The organism is Nonomuraea mesophila (genome assembly GCF_004352805.1).
GTDB lineage: Bacteria > Actinomycetota > Actinomycetes > Streptosporangiales > Streptosporangiaceae > Nonomuraea > Nonomuraea longispora.
In genome coordinates this window covers 52378-70599 of record NZ_SMLD01000005.1, presented here as the reverse complement: position 1 = coordinate 70599, position 18222 = coordinate 52378, and the positions used below count along the sequence as shown (strand labels likewise).

15 protein-coding genes are annotated in these 18222 nt (G+C 70.3%); 4 read left to right on the top strand and 11 right to left on the bottom strand.

What is annotated here, in order from left to right; all coding sequences use genetic code 11:
• Positions 1–5 precede the first annotated feature (5 nt).
• On the bottom strand, positions 6–197 hold the full coding sequence (locus E1295_RS03355; RefSeq protein ID WP_132628160.1) for a hypothetical protein: 192 nt from the start codon (positions 195–197) through the stop codon (positions 6–8).
• A gap of 192 nt (positions 198–389) precedes the next feature.
• A complete protein-coding gene (locus tag E1295_RS03350) occupies positions 390–2051 on the bottom strand; it encodes a class I adenylate-forming enzyme family protein (protein ID WP_132628159.1) in 1662 nt (553 codons plus the stop codon).
• A 379-nt stretch (positions 2052–2430) separates the two neighbouring features.
• Between E1295_RS03350 and E1295_RS03345 the strand changes: the two genes are divergently transcribed.
• Positions 2431–4050: an endo-1,4-beta-xylanase gene (locus E1295_RS03345; protein WP_246079807.1), complete on the top strand. Its 1620-nt coding sequence runs from the start codon at positions 2431–2433 to the stop codon at positions 4048–4050.
• 47 nt (positions 4051–4097) lie between these two features.
• On the opposite strand, the gene E1295_RS03340 is transcribed toward E1295_RS03345, so the two are convergent.
• The 5 genes from E1295_RS03340 to E1295_RS03320 form a co-directional block, all read right to left on the bottom strand.
• Entirely contained in the window at positions 4098–4703 is a 606-nt protein-coding gene (locus E1295_RS03340; protein WP_132628157.1) for a VOC family protein, read from the bottom strand.
• Between the two features lie 64 nt (positions 4704–4767).
• Entirely contained in the window at positions 4768–5193 is a 426-nt protein-coding gene (locus E1295_RS03335; protein ID WP_132628156.1) for a hypothetical protein, read from the bottom strand.
• A 108-nt stretch (positions 5194–5301) separates the two neighbouring features.
• Entirely contained in the window at positions 5302–6123 is an 822-nt protein-coding gene (locus E1295_RS03330) for a carbohydrate ABC transporter permease (protein ID WP_132628155.1), read from the bottom strand.
• Positions 6120–7034 carry a carbohydrate ABC transporter permease gene (locus E1295_RS03325; RefSeq protein WP_132628154.1) on the bottom strand — a complete coding sequence of 305 codons (915 nt, stop codon included), beginning with the start codon at positions 7032–7034 and terminating at the stop codon, positions 6120–6122. The genes E1295_RS03330 and E1295_RS03325 overlap by 4 nt, the downstream gene beginning before the upstream one ends.
• Positions 7031–8386, bottom strand: coding sequence for an extracellular solute-binding protein (locus tag E1295_RS03320; protein ID WP_132628153.1), 1356 nt, complete (start codon positions 8384–8386; stop codon positions 7031–7033). The genes E1295_RS03325 and E1295_RS03320 overlap by 4 nt, the downstream gene beginning before the upstream one ends.
• A gap of 110 nt (positions 8387–8496) precedes the next feature.
• Between E1295_RS03320 and E1295_RS03315 the strand changes: the two genes are divergently transcribed.
• Positions 8497–9669 (top strand): ROK family transcriptional regulator, encoded by a 1173-nt coding sequence (locus tag E1295_RS03315; protein ID WP_132628152.1) that lies wholly within the window; start codon positions 8497–8499, stop codon positions 9667–9669.
• A gap of 49 nt (positions 9670–9718) precedes the next feature.
• On the opposite strand, the gene E1295_RS03310 is transcribed toward E1295_RS03315, so the two are convergent.
• From E1295_RS03310 to E1295_RS03295, 4 genes are read right to left on the bottom strand one after another with little or no spacing between them, the layout of a single operon-like run.
• On the bottom strand, positions 9719–12712 hold the full coding sequence (locus E1295_RS03310; RefSeq protein ID WP_132628151.1) for an alpha-mannosidase: 2994 nt from the start codon (positions 12710–12712) through the stop codon (positions 9719–9721).
• Positions 12713–12742: 30 nt separating this feature from the next.
• On the bottom strand, positions 12743–13519 hold the full coding sequence (locus E1295_RS03305) for a carbohydrate ABC transporter permease (protein WP_246079806.1): 777 nt from the start codon (positions 13517–13519) through the stop codon (positions 12743–12745).
• 55 nt (positions 13520–13574) lie between these two features.
• The gene (locus tag E1295_RS03300) at positions 13575–14447 is read right to left on the bottom strand and encodes a carbohydrate ABC transporter permease (protein WP_132628149.1); all 873 of its coding nucleotides are present in this window, start codon (positions 14445–14447) and stop codon (positions 13575–13577) included.
• Positions 14447–15721: an ABC transporter substrate-binding protein gene (locus E1295_RS03295; protein WP_132628148.1), complete on the bottom strand. Its 1275-nt coding sequence runs from the start codon at positions 15719–15721 to the stop codon at positions 14447–14449. The genes E1295_RS03300 and E1295_RS03295 overlap by 1 nt, the downstream gene beginning before the upstream one ends.
• Positions 15722–15827: 106 nt before the next feature.
• On the opposite strand from E1295_RS03295, the gene E1295_RS03290 reads away from it, so the two are divergent.
• The gene (locus E1295_RS03290; protein ID WP_132628147.1) at positions 15828–16868 is read left to right on the top strand and encodes a LacI family DNA-binding transcriptional regulator; all 1041 of its coding nucleotides are present in this window, start codon (positions 15828–15830) and stop codon (positions 16866–16868) included.
• A 90-nt stretch (positions 16869–16958) separates the two neighbouring features.
• Positions 16959–18188 (top strand): glycoside hydrolase 5 family protein, encoded by a 1230-nt coding sequence (locus E1295_RS03285; RefSeq protein ID WP_132628146.1) that lies wholly within the window; start codon positions 16959–16961, stop codon positions 18186–18188.
• The last annotated feature ends 34 nt before the right edge of the window (positions 18189–18222 follow it).

Below are 18222 nucleotides of genomic sequence, written 5' to 3'. Positions count from 1 at the left end.
CTTGGTCAGGTGGTGGTGCGGATCTTGCGCAGGCCGGTGATCTGGAGTTCGGCGGACCCGGCCGCGGCAAGCGCCTGGGCGATGACCCAGACGGCTCCGGCGGTGGTGAGGTCCCGTGCGCCGGTGACGACCGCGTCGGTGGCCCGTACGCGGCGCGGGAACGTCGTCCGGTCGCCGGTGAGGGTGAGAGCGGTCATCTCGGCTCCTCCGGTGGTCGCTGCGACACCGCAACGATGTCAGCCACGGGATAGGGGCCGCGATTACGCGGGAGGTAAGCGGGCCTGCCGGCGAGCCGGAGAAGGGCGGCTCCACCTGCGTGAACGCCGGTTCTGTGACGACGGGCACAAGGCGCCCGGCCGCCTCGGGGGTAGGGCGGCCGGGCGGGCGGGTCAGGCTCCCAGGATCTCCCGGCGCAGACGGGTCTTCAGGATCTTGCCGCCGGGGTTGCGGGGCAGCTCGCCCTCACGGAACCAGATGTGCGCCGGGATCTTGAAGGCGGCGATCCGGCCGTCCAGGAACGCCCGCAACTCCGCGGCGGTGGCGGAGGCGCCGGGCGCCAGGCGGATGACCGCGCCGACCTCCTCGCCCAGCTCGTCGTGCGGCACGCCGATCACGGCGGCGTCGTCCACCGCCGGGTGCTCGAACATCGCCGCCTCCACCTCGGCGCAGTAGACGTTCTCGCCGCCTCTGATCACCATGTCCTTGGCCCGGTCGACGATGTAGACGAAGCCCTCCGCGTCGATCCTGGCCAGGTCGCCGGTGTGCAGCCAGCCGTCGATGAACGTCTGCGCCGTCGCCTCGGGCTTGTTCCAGTAACCCAGGATGACGTTGGGGCCGCGGAGGCAGAGCTCGCCCACCTCGCCCGGCGGCAGCTCGCCGCCCGCCGGGTCGACCACGCGCACGTCGACCACGGGCAGCGGCCGGCCGATGCTGTCGGGCCTGGCCTGGTAGTCGGCGCCGCCGTTGCCGATGGCCAGGGCCGAGGTCTCGGTCATGCCGTAGCCGTTGGACGGAGCGCGGTCGGGCAGCGTCTCGCTGATGCGCTCCAGCAGCTTGGGCGGGGCGGGGGCGCCGCCGTAGCCGAGGCTGGCGAGGGACGACAGGTCATATTTGCCGAGGTCGGGGTGGGACATCAGCTGCCAGGCGTTCGTCGGCACCCCGATCATCCCGGTGATCTTCTCGCGCTCGATCAGGGCCAGCGCCTGCCCGGGGTCCCACTTGTACATGAGCACCAGGCCGCCGCCGCTGAACATGGCGGTGGTCAGGGCCGAGAAGGAGCCGGTGACGTGGAAGAGCGGCACGGTCAGCAGGGTGACCCGGCGGACGCCCGCCGAGGCCGCGGGGTCCTTGCCGGCCATCGCGAGCGCGCGCATGTGCCCGTAGCCGACGGTCATCGGTGACTGGCCGATGTTGCGGTGGCTGCCCAGGGCGCCCTTGGGGCTGCCCGTGGTGCCGGAGGTGTAGAAGATCGTCGCGGGGTCCTCGGGGGACAGCTCCACGTCGGGCAGCTCGACGCCGGCGGCGACCTCGCCCAGCACCTCCGCGTACGCGCGCGCCCCCTCCGGAGCCGCGCCCCTGGTGACGATCATCGGTACGCCGGTCGAGGCCAGCCTCACGGCGCGCTCACCGTCCGCGATCAGCACCTTGGCTCCCGAGTCGCGTACGCCGTAGGCCAGCTCGGCCTCCGTCCACCAGGCGTTCAGCGGCACGGCGACGGCCCCGGCCGCGAGCGCCGCGGAGAACGAGACCACCCACTCCGGGTAGTTGCGCATGGCCACCGCCACGCGGTCGCCCTTGCGCACGCCGTACTCGTCGACGAGGCGGTGGGCGAGGGTGGCGGCGCGGCGGAAGTGCTCCTCGAACGTGATGTGCTCGTCCTCGTAGACGAGGAAGTCCTTGTCGCCGTGGAGTCTGCTGGTCTCCAGCAGGGCGCGGAAGTGTCCTGGGGCGTGTTTCCAGGTGCGGATCCCGGTGTCGCCGATCTCCTCGATCTCGAACGGCCGGCCGGGGCCGGTGAGCTGGTCCTGGGCCTGGGCGTGCGAAAGAGACATGCGCAGAACTCCCGCAGTGGACGATTATTCCGAAAACACAGTACCGACCGGTAGGTACGTAAGGCTAGACCAGGAAAAACGGGCCGATCCGGGGTTTCCGGCGCGGCCGGATCGGGGAAGGGTGCCAGATGCCGTGATCGCCGGATCGGGGCGGCGGCACCTCCGAGAGATGAAAGTTTCACGACCTTTCCGATACTTTCCGGCTCCCAACTGCCCTTTTAGCGTCCGTACGGGCGCGGCGTTGACCGTGTGGCCCCATGTCCATACCGTCTCCGGTGCGATCCGGTCCGGGTCGAAACTTTCGGAACCGAGTGCCTGCCTCCGGAGGTAGATGTCCGTGCGTTCGTCCTCGCTTCTCAGAGCCCTCACCCTGCTGGGGATGCTCCTGACCTTCCTCCTCCCCGTGACCTCGGCCGAAGCGTCCGCGCCCCTGCGGACGCACGCGCAGAGCCGGGGCAAGTTCATCGGTGCGGCGCTCGCCACCAGCCCGCTGTCCAACGAGACGGCGTACCGCAACATCGCGGCCACCGAGTTCAACCAGATCACCGCCGAGAACGTGATGAAGTGGGACACCACCGAGCCCAGCCAGAACCAGTTCAACTTCTCCGGCGCCGACGCCATCGTCAACTTCGCCACGCAGAACAACCAGCAGGTCCACGGCCACACGCTCGTGTGGCACAACCAGACGCCCGGCTGGGTGCAGGGCCTCGGCGCCGGCGCCATGCGCGACGCGATGGAGAACCACATCGCCGCGGTGGTCGGGCGCTACGCCGACAATCCGGCCGTGGTCTCGTGGGATGTGGTGAACGAGATCTTCGATGAGAACGGCGGCTGGCGCTCGTCGTTCTGGTACAACACGCTCGGCCAGAGCTTCGTCGCCGACGCTTTCAGGGCCGCGCGCGAGGCCGACCCCGACGCCCGGCTGTGCATCAACGACTACAACGTCGAAGGCATCAACGCCAAGAGCACCGCGATGTACAACCTCGTCCGGTCGCTGCGCCAGCAGGGCGTGCCCGTCGACTGCGTCGGCTTGCAGGGCCACCTCTCCATCCAGTACGGCTTCCCGAACGACCTGCAGCAGAACCTGGAGCGCTTCGCCGCCCTGGGCGTCCAGGTGCGCATCACCGAGCTGGACATCCGCATGCAGACGCCCAGGAACTCCTCCAAGGACGCCACGCAGGCGACCTACTACCGCAACGCGGTCAACGCCTGCCTGGCCGTCACCGCCTGTGCGGGCGTGACGATCTGGGGCTTCACCGACAGGCACTCGTGGGTGCCGGACACGTTCCCGGGAGAGGGCGCGGCGCTCATCTACGACGAGAACTACCAGAGCAAACCCGCCTACGACGCCGTGCACGACGCGCTCGACGACGGCTCGGGCAGCGACGACACCACGGCGCCGAGCACGCCCGGCACACCGTCGTCGAGCAACGTCACCGCCAACTCCGCCAGGCTGGCGTGGACCGCCTCGACCGACAGCGGGGGCAGCGGGCTGGCCGGCTACAACGTCTACCGCGAGCAGGGGGCCAACGACACGCAACTCGGCACGACCACCACCAACTCCATCACCCTGAGCGGGCTGAGCCCCGAGACCGAGTACGTGGTGTACGTGCGGGCGCGTGACGGGGCCGGCAACCTGTCCGGCAACTCGCCCACGGTCACGTTCACCACGGCCGAGGGCGGCGGCGGAGAGGGCGGCTGCACCGCCACGGGCACCGTGCAGACCCAGTGGAACAACGGGTACGTGGTGCAGCCGGTGACCGTCACCAACACCGGCACGTCGGGCATCACCGGCTGGACCGTCACCTTCACCCTGCCGTCCGGGCACACGCTGGCCGGCTCGTGGAACGCCGCCGTGTCCGTCAGCGGGCAGACCGTCACGGCCAGGAACGCCAACTACAACGGCACCCTGGCGCCGAACGCCAGCACGAGCTTCGGCTTCCAGGTCAGCCGGCCGAACGGGAACACTGAGACGCCGTCCGGCTACACCTGCGCCTGACGGCCGCCGGATCCTCCGGGGGTGACCCCTCGGAGGATCCGGCGCGCTCACGGCTCCAGGGTGACGCCTTCGCGCCGGAGGTCCTCGATGATGCCGTCGACGAGCTTCGTCGCGGCCGTGTGGCGCAGGCGGCCTTCGTCGCGCAGCTCGCGGACGGCGGGCACGGGGTCGGGGTCGGCGAACAGCCGCTCGTCGGCGTGGTCGGCGGGGCGGCCGGTCGGGTCGAGCGTCCACCAGGAGGCCTCGAGGGCGATCCCGTTGGGGTCGCTGAAGTAGATCGAGCGCAGGAAACCGTGGTCGATGACGTCGGTGACCTCGCAGCCGTGCGCCTTGAGCCGGTCGCGCAGCCGGGTGAGCGCTTCCTCGTCCGGCAGGTGCAGGGACAGGTGGTCGAACTGCGCGGCCCTGGCGTACGGCACGCCGGCGGGCTTGGCGAAGCTGTCGATGGGCTGGTCGGTGTATTCGAAGAAGGCGATGGTGTTGCCCGGCCCCACCTCGAAGAAGTAGTGCCGGAACGCGGGGACGGCGAGGGTGGCCACCAGGCGGGCGTCGAGCACGCCGTGCCAGAACCGCACGGTGGCGTCCATGTCCGCGGTCACCAGGGCGAGGTGGTGCACGCCACGCCAGTGCACCGTGTCGGGGGTCGCAGCCATGCGCCAACCGTACGCCCTGCAACGATTTCCGGTCAGCCAGAACTTCCTTCCGGTGGCGCGCCGGTCACGGGGCGGTGGCGCAGTGTTCGCCGCTGCCCCCGGCGTAGCTGAGGCAGGCCACGTCCCCGCTGACGAGCGGGGTCACGGGCCGGAACTCCCCTTCGATGGCGTTGCCGACGTCCTGCGTCGAGAGGGAGCCCGAGGCGGGGGAGCCGTTGACGGTGAAGGACAGGCCCACGGGCGCCGGCGCATTGTTGATCTTGAACCAGAAGCGGAGGTCGCCGGGCGCCCCGCGCACCTCCTGGCAGACGGGCGTGTCCGGCAGGCACACCAGCACCGACGAGGGGGAGGGCGGTGTGGCCGACGCGGCCGCGGGGGAGAGCGCCGCGGCGAGGGCGAACGTCCCGGCGGCCGTGACTCCCAGGGCCCGTAGGCGTCCGAGGGTGCGCGGGAGACGGGGACGCGGACGCGGACTGGCCGGCGAGGGCATGGGAGCTCCGTTCTCTGCCGAGTGGTGACTCTCATGTCTAACGCCCGGTCAGGCTTTCGGCAAGAGGGGATCGAACGCCCGGCCGCCGCGGAACCGGGCGCAGCGCCCTCAGCCCTTCACCGAGCCGGCGAAGCTGAACGAGCCGGCCAGATACTTGTTCACCGCCACGTACAGGATCACCGCCGGGGCCGTGTAGAGGATGGAGAACGCGGCCAGCTGGCCGTAGGCGACCTGCCCGTACTGGGAGAAGAAGGTGTAGATGGTCACCGCGGCCGGCTGCTTCTCCGGGGTGTCCATCAGCACGAACGGGGCGAAGAAGTTGCCCCACTGCCCGACGAACACGAAGATCGCCACCACCGCGATGCCCGGCGCCATCAGCGGGCCGACCACGGCCGTCAGCGAGCGCACCCAGCCGGCGCCGTCCACCCATGCCGCCTCCTCCAGGCTGACCGGCACGCCGTCCATGAAGTTCTTCATCATCCAGATCGAGAACGGCAGCGAGCTGGCCGTCAGGAACAGCACCATCGCCGGCACGGAGCCGTACAGGTTGAAGCGGAAGAACATCGCGTAGACCGGCACCAGGACCGCCGTCATCGGCAGGCCGGTGGTGAACAGCAGCGTCAGCATGAAGTGCCGGCGGTAGCGGAGCTGGTAGCGGGAGAGCGGGTAGGCGGCCAGGCCCGCCACGAACACCGTCAGGATCGCCGTGGACCCCGAGATGACGATCGAGTTGATCAGCGGGAGGATCAGCGTCTCCCACGTCAGCACCGCCGTGAAGTTGTCCAGCGAGAAGTTCAGGGTCGGCTGGGCGGCGAGCGTCGCCTCCGGCTGGACCGAGGAGATCACCACCCACAGGAACGGGCCGAGGAAGGCCAGGCAGATGATGAGGAGCGACAGTCCTGCCGCTCCGCGGGCCGCGAGCCTGGTCACGCGTCCTCCACTTTGATCAGGCGCAGGTAGATGAGCGAGAACAGGGCGCCGATCACCAGCATGACGAGGGCGATCGCGGAGCCGTAGCCGATCTCGAAGTAACGGAACGCCTGCTCGTACATGTAGAGCGGCGTGGTCTGGCTGGCCGTGCCCGGCCCGCCGCCCGTCAGGGCGTAGATGAGGCCGAAGCTCGCCAGGGTCTGCAGGGTGATGAGCATGAGATTGGCCATGATGGATCTGCGGATCAGGGGCAGCGTGATGTGCAGCAGGCGCCGGCCCGGTCCCGCTCCGTCCACGGCGGCGGCCTCCACCAGGTCCTTCGGCACCTCCGACAGCGCGGCCGAGTACACCAGCATGGAGAACGCGGTGCCGCGCCAGACGTTGGCCAGGATCACCGCCAGCATCGGGGCCGTGTAGAGCCACTCCTGGGAGATGCCCAGCACCGAGTTGAGCGTGCCCTCCTCGGCCAGGAACGAGAACCAGCAGGCCGCCGCCACCACCTCGGGCACCACCCAGGCGGCGATGACGACGCCGTTGACGACGCTGCGCGTCATCCGGCCGCGCCCACGCTGGAGGAGGGCGATGATCAGGCCGAGGGTGTTCTGGCCGATGACCGCCGACCCGATCACGAACACGAACGTGAGGACGAACGAGTTGATGAAGTTGGGGTCGTCGAAGAGCCTGGTGAAGTTGGCCAGGCCCACGAAGTCGGAGTCGACCGAGGCCGAGCCGGTGAGCGTCTCGTTCGTGAAGGCGACGTAGACGCTCCACAGGATGGGACCGGCGAGGAAGAGCGCCAGCAGGACGATGGCCGGCCCCAGCGGGAGCAGCCAGCGCAGCACCCCGCGCCGCGACGAACCGCTGGGCGTCGTGCTCGTCGCGGGCGGGGCGGGCGCTGTGGCGACCGTCATTTGGCCAGGACCTTGTCGGGTCCGCCGACTGCGGTGGGCAGCGCCTTGGCGTAGTCGGCGGTCGCCTCCTCAGGGGTCTTCGAGCCCGTGGTCACCGCCTCCAGCGCCTCCTGGACCTGCGCCGACACCTTCGGATACTCCTCGAACGCCGGCCGGTAGTGGGTCACCGCGGCCAGGTCGGTGAAGAACTTCACACTCGGGTTGTCACCCGTGTACTTCGGGTCGGCCGCGACGTCCTTGCGGGGGGCCAGGTCACCCGAGCCCAGCGCGTACGTCAACGAGTTCTCCTTGTTGGTGGCCACCGCGATGAAGTCCCACGCCTCCTGCTTGTTCTTGGCGTAGGAACTCATCGCCATCACCCAGCCGCCCGACATGCTGACCGAGCCCGGCTCCTCCCCGTTCTGCGTCGGCATGGCCGTCCAGCCCATCTTGTCCTTCCACTCCGCCCACGGCTTGGTGCTGGTCGGCTTCCACGCCGAGGCGGTCCACGCGCCGTCGAGCGCGATGCCCAGCTTGGCGTTGGGGAACCACTCGTAGTTCACCTTGTCGGCAAGCTTGGCGTTGTGCGCGTCGGCCTGCTTGGGCCCGAGCTCCTCGCGGTAGATGGTGTTGACGAACGTCAGCGAGTCGGTGAACTGCTTGCCGCCGGCCACCCACTTCTTCTGCGCCTCGTCGTACAGGGTGCCCTCGGGGGTGCCGTACAGGAGCATCTCGAAGCCCTGCATGGTCGACGCCTCGCCGTGGATCTTCGTCGAGTACATGGTGAACGGCAGGACGCCGGGCAGCTTCTGCTTGATCGTGCGGGCGGCCGTCAGGACGTCGTTCCAGGTCTTCGGCTCCCACGGGACGGGCAGGCCGGCCTTGGCGAAGACGTCCTTGTGGTACCACAGGCCGCGCGTGTCGGTGCTGATCGGGACGCCGTAGATCTTGCCGTCGCTGCCCTTGGCGGCCTGCTTGACCGAGTCGGGGAACTGCTCCTTCCAGTCGGGCCACTTGGCCAGGTAGTCGTCCAGCGGAGCCAGCTTGCCCGCCGCGACATCGGCGTTCACCTGGAACGTGTCGTGCAGATAGACGTCGGGAGCCGAGTCAGGAGACCGGTTGAGCAGGGCCAGCTTGGTGTAGTAGGCCTCGTTGTTGCCCTGGACGGGCGTGAGTTTGATGGTGACGCCGGAGTGAGCGGCTTCGTACTGCTTCTTGGCGTCCGTGAGCATCTTCTCCAGATGCGGCCACGTCGGCTCGACCTTGTACAGGACCTCGAGTTCCTTGCTGCCGGAGGCGTTCTGCTCAGTGTCGGCGCCACAGCCGGCCACGGCTGTCAACAGCAGGAGGGAACCGGCCAGCGTACGTCTCATCACGGGCTCCCGGTGGTTCTGGGGGTTGTGCCAGGGAAGTTTCCTTGGAGTTGCCGAGAAGCTAAATCTATTTGATTTACAAAGTCAACAGTTTGTGTGATATTGGCGACATGCAACTGGGCACGAACCTGCCCAAGGTGGGGAGCTACAACCGCGCCGTGGTGCTGGAGGCGATCCAGGCCTCCGACGGGATCAGCCGGGTCCAGATCGCGGCCCGCACCAGGCTGACCGCGCAGACCGTGTCGGTGATCGTACGCCGGTTGCTGGAGGAGGGGCTGGTCATCGAGGACGGCTCCGCGCCGTCCAACGGAGGCAAGCCGCGCACGATCCTGCGGGTCGACGCCGGCGCCGGCTACGCCATCGGCGTGCACTTCGATCCCGGTGAGATCTCCTGCGTGCTCGCCGACCTGGCCGGACGGCCCGTCGCGCGGCTGCGTCTGCCGGTGCGTCCCGGGCGCCATGCGGACGCCGTGGTGCGGCAGATGGCCAGGGCCGCCCGGCGCATCCTCAGGGAGGCGGGCGTCGCCGACGGCAAGGTGCTGGGCGTGGGCCTGGCCTGCCCGGGGCCCTTGGACGGCGACGGCGTGATGGTCTCGCCGCCGCGGCTGCCCGGCTGGGACCAGGTGCCGATCAAGAGCCTGCTGGAGGAGTACACCCGCTTCCCCGTCACCGTCGACAACGACGCGACCGCCGCGGCGATCGGGGAGCGGTGGGCCGGGACCGCACGGTCCACCCCGAGCTTCGCCTACCTCTACCTGGGCACGGGCATCGGCGGCGGGATCTTCCTCGACAACCAGGTCTACCGCGGGCGCTCGCTGAACGCCGCCGAGTTCGGCCACATGACGGTCGAACCGGACGGCCCCGAGTGCTACTGCGGCAACCGGGGCTGCGTGGAGGCCGTCTGCTGCCCGAGCGCCATCGAGGCGGCGCTGGGCGACGGGTCCGACCACGCCGCCATCTGCGCGGCCGCCGCGCGCGGCGAGCCCGAGGCCCGCGCCGTGATCGAACGCGTCGCCGGGAGGCTGGCCGACGCCGCCGTGAGCGTCGTGAACATGCTCGACATCGACCTGCTCGTGCTCGGCGGGCCCGCGCTCAGGGAGGTGGGCGAGATCTACCGCGAGGTGGTCGCGGCGGCCGTGTCGAGCAGGTCGCTGGCCAGGCGGCTGCGCGCCGTCCGGGTGGAGACCTCGCCGATCGCGGCGGACGCCGCCGCGATCGGCGCGGCCTCGCTGGTCTTCCACGCCACGTACGCGCCCCGCCTGGGGGCGCTGCTCAGCGGCTGAGCGGGCCGCCCGGCCCTCGCCGGGCGGCCACCACGACCACATCACCAGGTCATGCGCGCTTCATGCGCAGGGTCACCAGCTCGAACGGGCGCAGCGTCAGCGGCACCGGCCCGTCGTGGCGCCGCGGCTCGGCCGTGGGACGCTCCAGCAGGTCCGTCTCCACCACCTCCGCCACGGGGAAGCCCGGCGTCAGCGTGGCTCGCGCCCTGCCGCCCCTCGACTCGTGGAAACGGACGACCACGTCACCGCTCTCGTCGTCGGCCAGCTTGACGGCGGTCACCACCACCGCGTCGTCGTCCACCGTCACCAGCGGGGCCACCTCGGCGTCGCCGGGCACGCGGCGCTCGGGCAGGTTGACGACGTAACCCTCGCGGACCGCGTCGCCGATCGTGGCGCCCGGCACGAGCGCGTGGCGGAAACGGTGCACGCCCTGGTCGGTCTCCGGGTCGGGGAAGCGGGGGGCGCGCAGCAGCGAGACGCGCACGGTCGTGGTCGTGCCCGCCTCGCCGGCGGTGCGGGTGACGTCGTGGCCGTAGGTCGAGTCGTTGACCAGCGCGATGCCCCAGCCCGGCTCCTCCACGTGCACGAAACGGTGGTTGCAGGCCTCGAACTTGGCCGCCTCCCAGCTCGTGTTGGTGTGCGTGGCGCGGAAGACGTGGCCGTACTGGCTCTCGGAGGCGTATCGGTCGGCGTGCACGTCCAGCGGGAACGCCAGCTTCAGGAACTTCTCCGTCTCGTGCCAGTCGACCTCGGTGTCGACGTCGAGCCGGCGGCCGGACAGCGTGAGCACCTGCGTCACGCTCGACGAGCCGAAGGAACGGCGGACGCGCACCGAGCCGTCCACCAGGCTCACCTCGTCGGCCTCCGTCAGGTCGGTGACCGTGTTGCGGTAGAACTCGTCGACGTCCCAGGCGTCCCACTTGTTGGGGAAGTCGGGGTGCAGCTGCAGCAGCCCCGCCACCTTGCCGGGCGCGACCGTCTCCCGATCGGCCTCCACATCGTAGATCGACACGATCAGGCCGCGGGCGTCCACCTCCACCCTGAGCAGGCCGTTGTCCAGGACGTGGCCGCCGCCGTCGCGCTCGCGCACGGAGGTCCGCACGCCGGGCTCCGGCCGGGCCGCGCCTCCGGCGGGCACGCCGCCGCGGGCGTGCGGGGCGCCGTTGAAGACGAGCGTGCCGCCGGAGGCGTCACCGGCCAGCGCGCGCTGCGCGGCGTCGATGATGCCGTTCAGCTCCTCCGCCACCAGCTCGTACGTCCTGCGCGCCTCCCGGTGCACCCACGCGATCGACGAGCCGGGCAGGATGTCGTGGAACTGGTGCAGCAGCACCGTCTTCCAGATCCGGTCGAGCTGCGCGTACGGGTAGGGCGCCCCGGCGCGCACGGCCGCGGTCGCCGCCCACAGCTCGGCCTCCCGCAGCAGGTGCTCGCTGCGCCGGTTGCCCTGCTTGGTCTTGGCCTGGCTGGTCAGGGTGGCCCGGTGCAGCTCCAGGTAGAGCTCGCCGGCCCAGACCGGCGGGTGCGGATATTCCGCCTCGGCCTTGGCGAAGAAGTCGGCGGGCGTCTCCCACCTGACCGCGGGGGAGCCTTCGAGGTCGCGCACCCTGGCGGCCTTGGCCACCATCTCGCGCGTCGTGCCGCCGCCCCCGTCGCCCCAGCCGGTCGGCGCGAGCGAGTGCCGGGCGACGCCCTTGTCCTTGAAGTTGCGGGCCGCGTGCGCCAGCTCGCCGCCCGTCATCGAGCAGTTGTAGGTGTCGACGGGCGGGAAGTGCGTGAAGATCCGGGTGCCGTCGAGGCCCTCCCACAGGAACGTGTGGTGCGGGAACGTGTTGGTCTGGCTCCACGAGATCTTCTGCGTGAGCAGCCGCTTCGACCCGGCCGCCTTGATGATCTGCGGCAGCCCGGCCGCGAAGCCGAACGTGTCGGGCAGCCACACCTCCTCGTTGTCGACGCCGAACTCGTCGATGAAGAAGCGTTTGCCGTGCACGAACTGCCGGGCCATGGCCTCGGAGCCCGGCATGTTCGTGTCGGACTCCACCCACATGCCGCCCGTCGGGACGAACCGGCCGGAGGCCACCGCCTTGGTCACCTTGGCCCAGACCTCGGGCCGGTGCTCCTTGATCCACGCCCACTGCTGCGCCTGCGACATCGCGAACACGAAGTCCGGCTCGTCCTCCAGCAGCGCCGTCATGTTGGATGCGGTGCGGGCCACCTTGCGTACGGTCTCGCGCAGCGGCCACAACCAGGCCGAGTCGATGTGCGCGTGGCCGACGGCGCTGACGCGGTGCGCCGACGGCACGGCGGGCGCCGACAGCACGCCGGTCAGCTCGGCCCTGGCGGCGGCGGCCGTGCCGTTGACGTCCTGCAGGTCCACGGCGTCCAGCGCGCGGTTGACGGCCCGCATCAGCTCCCAGCGGCGGGCGCCCTCGACCGGCAGCTGGTGCATCAGCTCCCCGAGCACCTCCAGGTCCATCACGAGCTGCCACACGTTCTCGTCGAAGACGGCCAGGTCCATGCGGGTCAGCCGGTAGAGAGGGTCGCTCCCGGCCGTCTCCTTGTCGCCGAGCCGGGTCGGCTGGAACGGGTGGCGGCCGAGGATGACGGGGTTGGAGGCGGCCTCGACGTGCAGGCGCACCTGCTCACCGCCCTTGACGGGGGCGCCGACGCGGACCCACTGGTTGCGCGGGTTGAGCCCCTTCACGGGGGCGCCGTCGGGGAGGTAGACCAGGCCCTCGCACTGGAAACCCGGCATGTCCTCGTCGAAGCCCAGGTCGAGCAGGGCTTCAACGGTCCGGCCCGCCCATTCCCGCGGCACCGTGCCGGTGACGGTGAACCAGCTCGTGCCCCACGGAACACCCCAGGCATCGCCCACCGCGATCGGCTCAGGCGTCGCGGCCAGCCCTTCGGCGACCGGCACCGGCTCGTCGGGCGCATGCCAGACGGCCACCTCCAGCGGCACCGACTCAGGGTAGAGAGCGGGGCGGATCCGCTCGTTGAGCACACGCTTCAAGCGGGCTTCGACCAGGTCGCGGTCGTCGTGCATCAGGGACTCCTCAAACAAAAGGGGGATTTATCAGCCTTTGATGGCGCCTTCCTCCACGCCCTTGAAGAAGAAACGCTGGAGGACGGCAAAAACGATCATGATCGGCAGGAACGAGATCATCGAGCCCGCCGCGATCAGCCGCGGGTTGGCGCTGAACGTGCCGTTCAAATACTGCAGGCCGACCGTGAGAGTGTAGTTGGCGGGGTCGGTCAGGACGATGAGCGGCCACAGGAAGTCGTCCCAGGCCCCGATGAACGCGAAGATCGTGACCACGCTGAGCATGCCGCGCACGTTCGGCAGGCCGATGTGGCGCAGCCGCTGCCACGCCGTCGCCCCGTCGATGATCGCGGCTTCGTCCATCTCCCGGGGGATCGCCTGAAACGCAGTACGCATCAACAGCACGTTAAGCATCCCGATCGCGCCCGGCAACGCCACCCCCAGCAGGGTGTCGGCCAGGCCGAGCGAGCGGACGGTGACGTACTGCGAGACGATCGTCACCTCGCCGGGCAGCACCAGCGTCGCCAGGAACAGCCCGAGCAGCAGCTTCGCGCCCCTGAAACGGAGCTTGGCCAGGGCGAACCCGGCGATCGTCGCGCCCACGGCGTTGCCCGCGACCACGATGACGGCCACGACCAGGGAGTTGGCCGCGTACGACCACACGGGGACGGTCTCGGCCACCTCGGCGTAGTTGGCGAGCGTCGGGTGCTGGGGCAGGAAGCTCGGCGTCCGGGTGTAGATGTCCTCCTGGACGCTCTTCAGCGAGGTGGACAGCTGCCACAGGAACGGCGAGACGGTCAGGGCGAGCACGAGCAGGAGCAGCGCGTAACGCAGCGCCTTCTCGCGGGCGGAGACGGTGTTGATGTCAGGCCGCCTTCCTGTTGAGCCGCAGCAGCAGGAGCATCGGCCCGATGGTGACGACCAGCAGCACCAGGCTGAGCGCGGAGGCGTAGCCGAGGTGGCCGGTGAAGCCGCGGCTGTAGAGCTGGATGAGCATCACGAGCGACATGTCCCTGCCGCCGGGGCCGCCGGTGCCGTTCGACAGCACGTACAGCTCGGAGAAGACGCGCAGCGCCGAGACCGACACCAGCACGGAGATCAGCAGCATCGTGTTGCGCACGCCGGGCACCGTGACGTTCCAGAAGCGCCGCACCGGGCCCGCGCCGTCGACGGACGCGGCCTCGTGCAGCTCGCGCCGGACGTTGCCGAGCGCCGACAGATAAATGATCATGTAGTAGCCCAGCCCTTTCCAGACGGTCAGGCTGATCGCGCTGAGCAGCAGCAGCCACCGGTCGGTCAGGAACGGCACCGGCGCCGCGATCACGCCCAGCCACTGCGCGAAGCCGTTCACCAGGCCGCGGTCGTCCAGCAGCCAGCCCCAGATCAGCGCGACCACCACGGCCGAGGCGACCACGGGGGTGTAGAAGGCGGTGCGGAAGAACATGATGCCGGGCAGCTTCTTCTCCACCAGGATCGCGATCAGCAGCGGCAGCAGCGTGAGCAGCGGCAGGCACACCAGCATGTAGACGATGCTGTTGACCAGCGCGTCGGCGAGTTGGTCGTCGTTCAGCGCGCGGCCGAAGTTGGCCAGGCCGGTGAAGTGCCCGCCGCCCAGCGGCTTGGCGTTGGTGAACGCCAGGACCAGCGTGTTGATCGACGGCCAGACCGAGAAGACGAACAACCAGAGCGCGGCGGGCGCCACCAGCAGCCACGGCGTGAACCAGCGGTGGTGGGTCATCAGCTCTCGAGCAGTTCGTCGCACTTGGCCACGGCGGCGTCCAGCGCCTCCTTGGAGGTCACCTCACCGCTGATCGCCAGCGCGAACTGCTGCCGTACGAACTTCTTCATCGCGTCGTTGGCCTGCACCGGCTCCAGCACCTTGGCCTCGGCCAGCGACGTGAACGCGATCACCTTGGCGTCGCCCGAGGGAGTGCCGTCGCTCTTGCTGAAGAACGGGTCGTTCGCCGAGGCCTTGGTGCTGGGGAAGATGTTGACCAGGTGGGCGAAGGCGGCCTGGTTCTCGGCGTTGGTCACCCAGCGGGCCAGGGCGAGCGCGGCCGGCGCGTTCTTCGTGGCCTTGGAGACCGCCAGGCCCTGCACGTAGAGCGGCGGGGTGCCGATCGCGGGCGACGGCACGACCTTGGGCGCGAGCGTCGGGTTGTCGGTGGCCAGGCTCGTGATGAAGTTGCCGCCGGCGGTCGTCCAGGCGACCGTGCCCTCGGTGAAGAGCTTGGCGTTGCCGGCGTAGGTGTCGGTCAGCACGCCGCGCGGCAGCAGTCCCTCCTTGTACGCCTCGCGGTACTTGTCCAGCAGCGCGACCGCCTCCGGGGTGTTGAACGCGAACCGTGTCCCGTCGGGCGACATCATGGGGACGCCCGCGTTGACCAGGTCGCCCAGCTCGGGCTTGCGGCTCATCAGATAGACCTTGCCGTCCGACTTCTCCTTCAGCGTCCCGGCCTGGGAGATGAGCTCGTCCAGGCTCGCGGGCGGCTTGCCGGGGTCCAGGCCGTTCTCGGTGAGCAGCTCGGAGTTCCAGTAGTTGACGTCGGTGTTGAGGTACCACGGGTAGCCGTACGTGCCCTCGGTGCCGGGGTAGCGGTAGGCCTCCAGGCCGCCGGGGACGTAGACCTCGGCCAGTTGCCGGTCGGCCTGGCCGACGTCCAGCAGCATGCCCTGCTTGACCAGCGGGAAGGCGAAGTCGGGCGGCAGGTTGACGACGTCGGGCAGCGAGCCGCCGGCCGCCTGGGTGAGCACCTTCTCCGCGTAGCTCTCGGCGGGCTGGTCCAGCCACTCCACCTGGGTGCCCGGGTACTGCTTCTCGAAGCCGTCGATGACACCCTGCACGTAGTCGGTGAACTTCGGTTTGAGCGCCCATGTCTGCAGGCTGACCTTGCCCTTCACCTCGCCGGTGACGTTCGTGACCGGCGCGGCCGAGTCCGGTTCCGCGCCACCCAGGCCGCATCCCGCGATCGCGACGGCCAGCACGGCCAGTCCTGCCCAGTACCTTCGCATGGCGCTTCCCTTCCGGTACTAAACCGCTCTAGTTGCCGGACTATCCACCGGGCTAGACTCCGCTGTCAATAGGGTGTGGCCGGACTGTGAGGAAAGGAGCGGGTGCGTGGGCCGACCGACGATCGCCGACATCGCGCAGCGGGTCGGGGTGTCCAAGGGCGCGGTGTCGTTCGCGCTGAACGGGCGTCCCGGCGTCAGCGAGGCGACCAGGGCCCGCATCCTGGAGGTGGCCAAGGAGATGAACTGGCGCCCGCACAGCGCCGCCAGGGCGCTCGGCGGTGCCAGGGCCGAGGCGGTGGGGCTGGTGATCGCGAGGCCCGCGAGCACGCTGGGCGTCGAGCCGTTCTTCGCCCAGCTCCTGTCCGGCCTGCAGGCGAGGTTGTCACGCCAGCAGGTGGCGATGCACCTGCTGGTGGTCGAGGACTCCGAGGCCGAGATCGAGGTCTACAGGGAGTGGACCTCCGCGCACCGCGTGGACGGGTTCATCCTCGTCGACCCCAAGGTCCGCGACCCCCGCTTCGCCGCGCTGGAGGAGCTCGGCGTGCCCGCCGTGGTGCTCGGCGGGCCCGGCAGGCACGGGACGCTGGCCAGCGTGTGGGCCGACGACCGCGAGGCGATGGTGTCGGTGGTCGACTACCTGGCGGCGCTCGGGCACCGCCGCGTCGCCCACGTCGCCGGGCTGCCGGGGCTGCGCCACACCCAGCGGCGCATGCGCGCCCTGCGCGACTCGGTCAAGCGGCTCGGCCTGGTGGACGCGGTCTCGCTGCCGACCGACTTCAGCGACGCCGAGGGGGCGGCGGCGACCAGGACACTGCTGTCGCGCGGCAACCGCCCGACCGCCGTGGTCTACGACAGCGACGTGATGGCGCTGGCCGGCCTGGGCGTGGCGGGGGAGATGGGCGTCGCCGTGCCGGGCGAGCTGTCCATCGTGGCCTTCGACGACTCGGTGCTCACCAGGGTCACCCACCCGAGCATCACCTCGCTGTCGCGCGACACCGTCGCGCTCGGCGGCCAGGTGGCCGACGTGCTGCTCGAGGTCATCGCCGACCCGGGCGCCAGGCCCGTGGTCAAGACCGGCACCCCGCGGCTGGTCGTCCGGCAGAGCACCGCGCCCCCCGCTCTTGGCAAGGACACTAAAGCGGTTTAGGGTCTCGGTGATCGGCTCGACCCCGGGACGGGGATGCCCCTCCGCCGGGGGAGCACCCTCGCGGGGACGGTTCACCCATGGAGGACCCGCGTGCCCCTGCCGCACCACAACCCCGGCCCGCTGCGCTTCGGCGCGAACTACGTGCCCTCGTCCGGCTGGTTCTACGGCTGGCTCGACCAGCCGGCCGACGCCGCCCGCCGCGACTTCGAGGACCTCGCGGGCATCGGGCTCGACCACGTCCGGGTGTTCCCGGTCTGGCCGTGGATCCAGCCCAACCGCACGCTCATCAGGCGGCGCGGGATCGACGACCTGCTCGCCGTGATCGACGCCGCCGCGGAGTTCGGGCTGTCCGTGGCCGTGGACCTGCTGCAGGGTCATCTGTCCAGCTTCGACTTCCTGCCGTCGTGGGTGCTCACCTGGCACCGGCGCGGGCTGTTCACCGACCCCGACGTACGCGCCGGGCTGGTGACCTACGTCGACACGCTCACCAGGGAGATCGCCACCCGTGACAACGTCTTCGCGGTGACCCTCGGCAACGAGGTCAACAACCTCTACCCGGCCAACCCCACCACGATCGGCGACTCCAGGAGCTGGGCCGAAGAGCTGCTCGGCGCGGCCCGCGCCGCCGCCCCCGGCCTGCTGACCCTGCACTCCCTGTACGACGCCACCTGGTACGACCCGGACCACCCCTTCCACCCGGCCGACAACGTCGACCTCGGCGACCTGACGACCGTGCACTCGTGGGTGTTCAACGGCGTGTCCGCCATCGACGGCCCGCTCGGCCCGGCCACCGTCACCCACGCCGACTACCTGGTGGAGCTGGCCGCGGCCACCTCGCCCGATCCGTCCAGGCCGGTCTGGCTGCAGGAGGTCGGCGTGCCCAGGCCCGACGTGCCCGAGCCCGACGCGGCCGCGTTCGTGAGCCGGATGCTGGAGGCCGTCACCCCCAACCCCGCCCTGTGGGGCGTCACCTGGTGGTGCTCCCACGACCTCGACCGCTCGCTCGCCGACTTCCCCGAGCGCGAGTACGACCTCGGCCTGTTCACCGTGGACCACCGGCCCAAACCGGCGGCCAGGGAGCTGGCCGCCGCCGTCAAGGAACGGCGTGACAGGGCCACGCGCCGGCGGGCGCTCGTCTGCGACGTGGACCTCAGGGCCGAGCCGGAGCGCCGCGCGGAGATCGCGCCGGGCAGCCCCTTCCACGCGGCGTGGGTGCGGCTGCGCCAGGACGGGCCCCTGGCGATCGTCACCGCCGCCCGCGCCGCCGACCCCGCCCACCTGGCGGCCAGGGGCATCGACACCGTGCTCGACCGGCACTGATCCCGGCACTGCATCGGCACAGGACCCGGCACCG

Bases quoted from the DNA above. Each gene is read 5' to 3' on its own strand.
- E1295_RS03355 (WP_132628160.1), bottom strand. From the start codon at position 197: ATGACCGCTCTCACCCTCACCGGCGACCGGACGACGTTCCCGCGCCGC.
- E1295_RS03350 (WP_132628159.1), bottom strand. From the start codon at position 2,051: ATGTCTCTTTCGCACGCCCAGGCCCAGGACCAGCTCACCGGCCCCGGC.
- E1295_RS03345 (WP_246079807.1), top strand. From the start codon at position 2,431: ATGCTCCTGACCTTCCTCCTCCCCGTGACCTCGGCCGAAGCGTCCGCG.
- E1295_RS03340 (WP_132628157.1), bottom strand. From the start codon at position 4,703: ATGGCTGCGACCCCCGACACGGTGCACTGGCGTGGCGTGCACCACCTC.
- E1295_RS03335 (WP_132628156.1), bottom strand. From the start codon at position 5,193: ATGCCCTCGCCGGCCAGTCCGCGTCCGCGTCCCCGTCTCCCGCGCACC.
- E1295_RS03325 (WP_132628154.1), bottom strand. From the start codon at position 7,034: ATGACGGTCGCCACAGCGCCCGCCCCGCCCGCGACGAGCACGACGCCC.
- E1295_RS03320 (WP_132628153.1), bottom strand. From the start codon at position 8,386: ATGAGACGTACGCTGGCCGGTTCCCTCCTGCTGTTGACAGCCGTGGCC.
- E1295_RS03315 (WP_132628152.1), top strand. From the start codon at position 8,497: ATGCAACTGGGCACGAACCTGCCCAAGGTGGGGAGCTACAACCGCGCC.
- E1295_RS03310 (WP_132628151.1), bottom strand. From the start codon at position 12,712: ATGCACGACGACCGCGACCTGGTCGAAGCCCGCTTGAAGCGTGTGCTC.
- E1295_RS03300 (WP_132628149.1), bottom strand. From the start codon at position 14,447: ATGACCCACCACCGCTGGTTCACGCCGTGGCTGCTGGTGGCGCCCGCC.
- E1295_RS03295 (WP_132628148.1), bottom strand. From the start codon at position 15,721: ATGCGAAGGTACTGGGCAGGACTGGCCGTGCTGGCCGTCGCGATCGCG.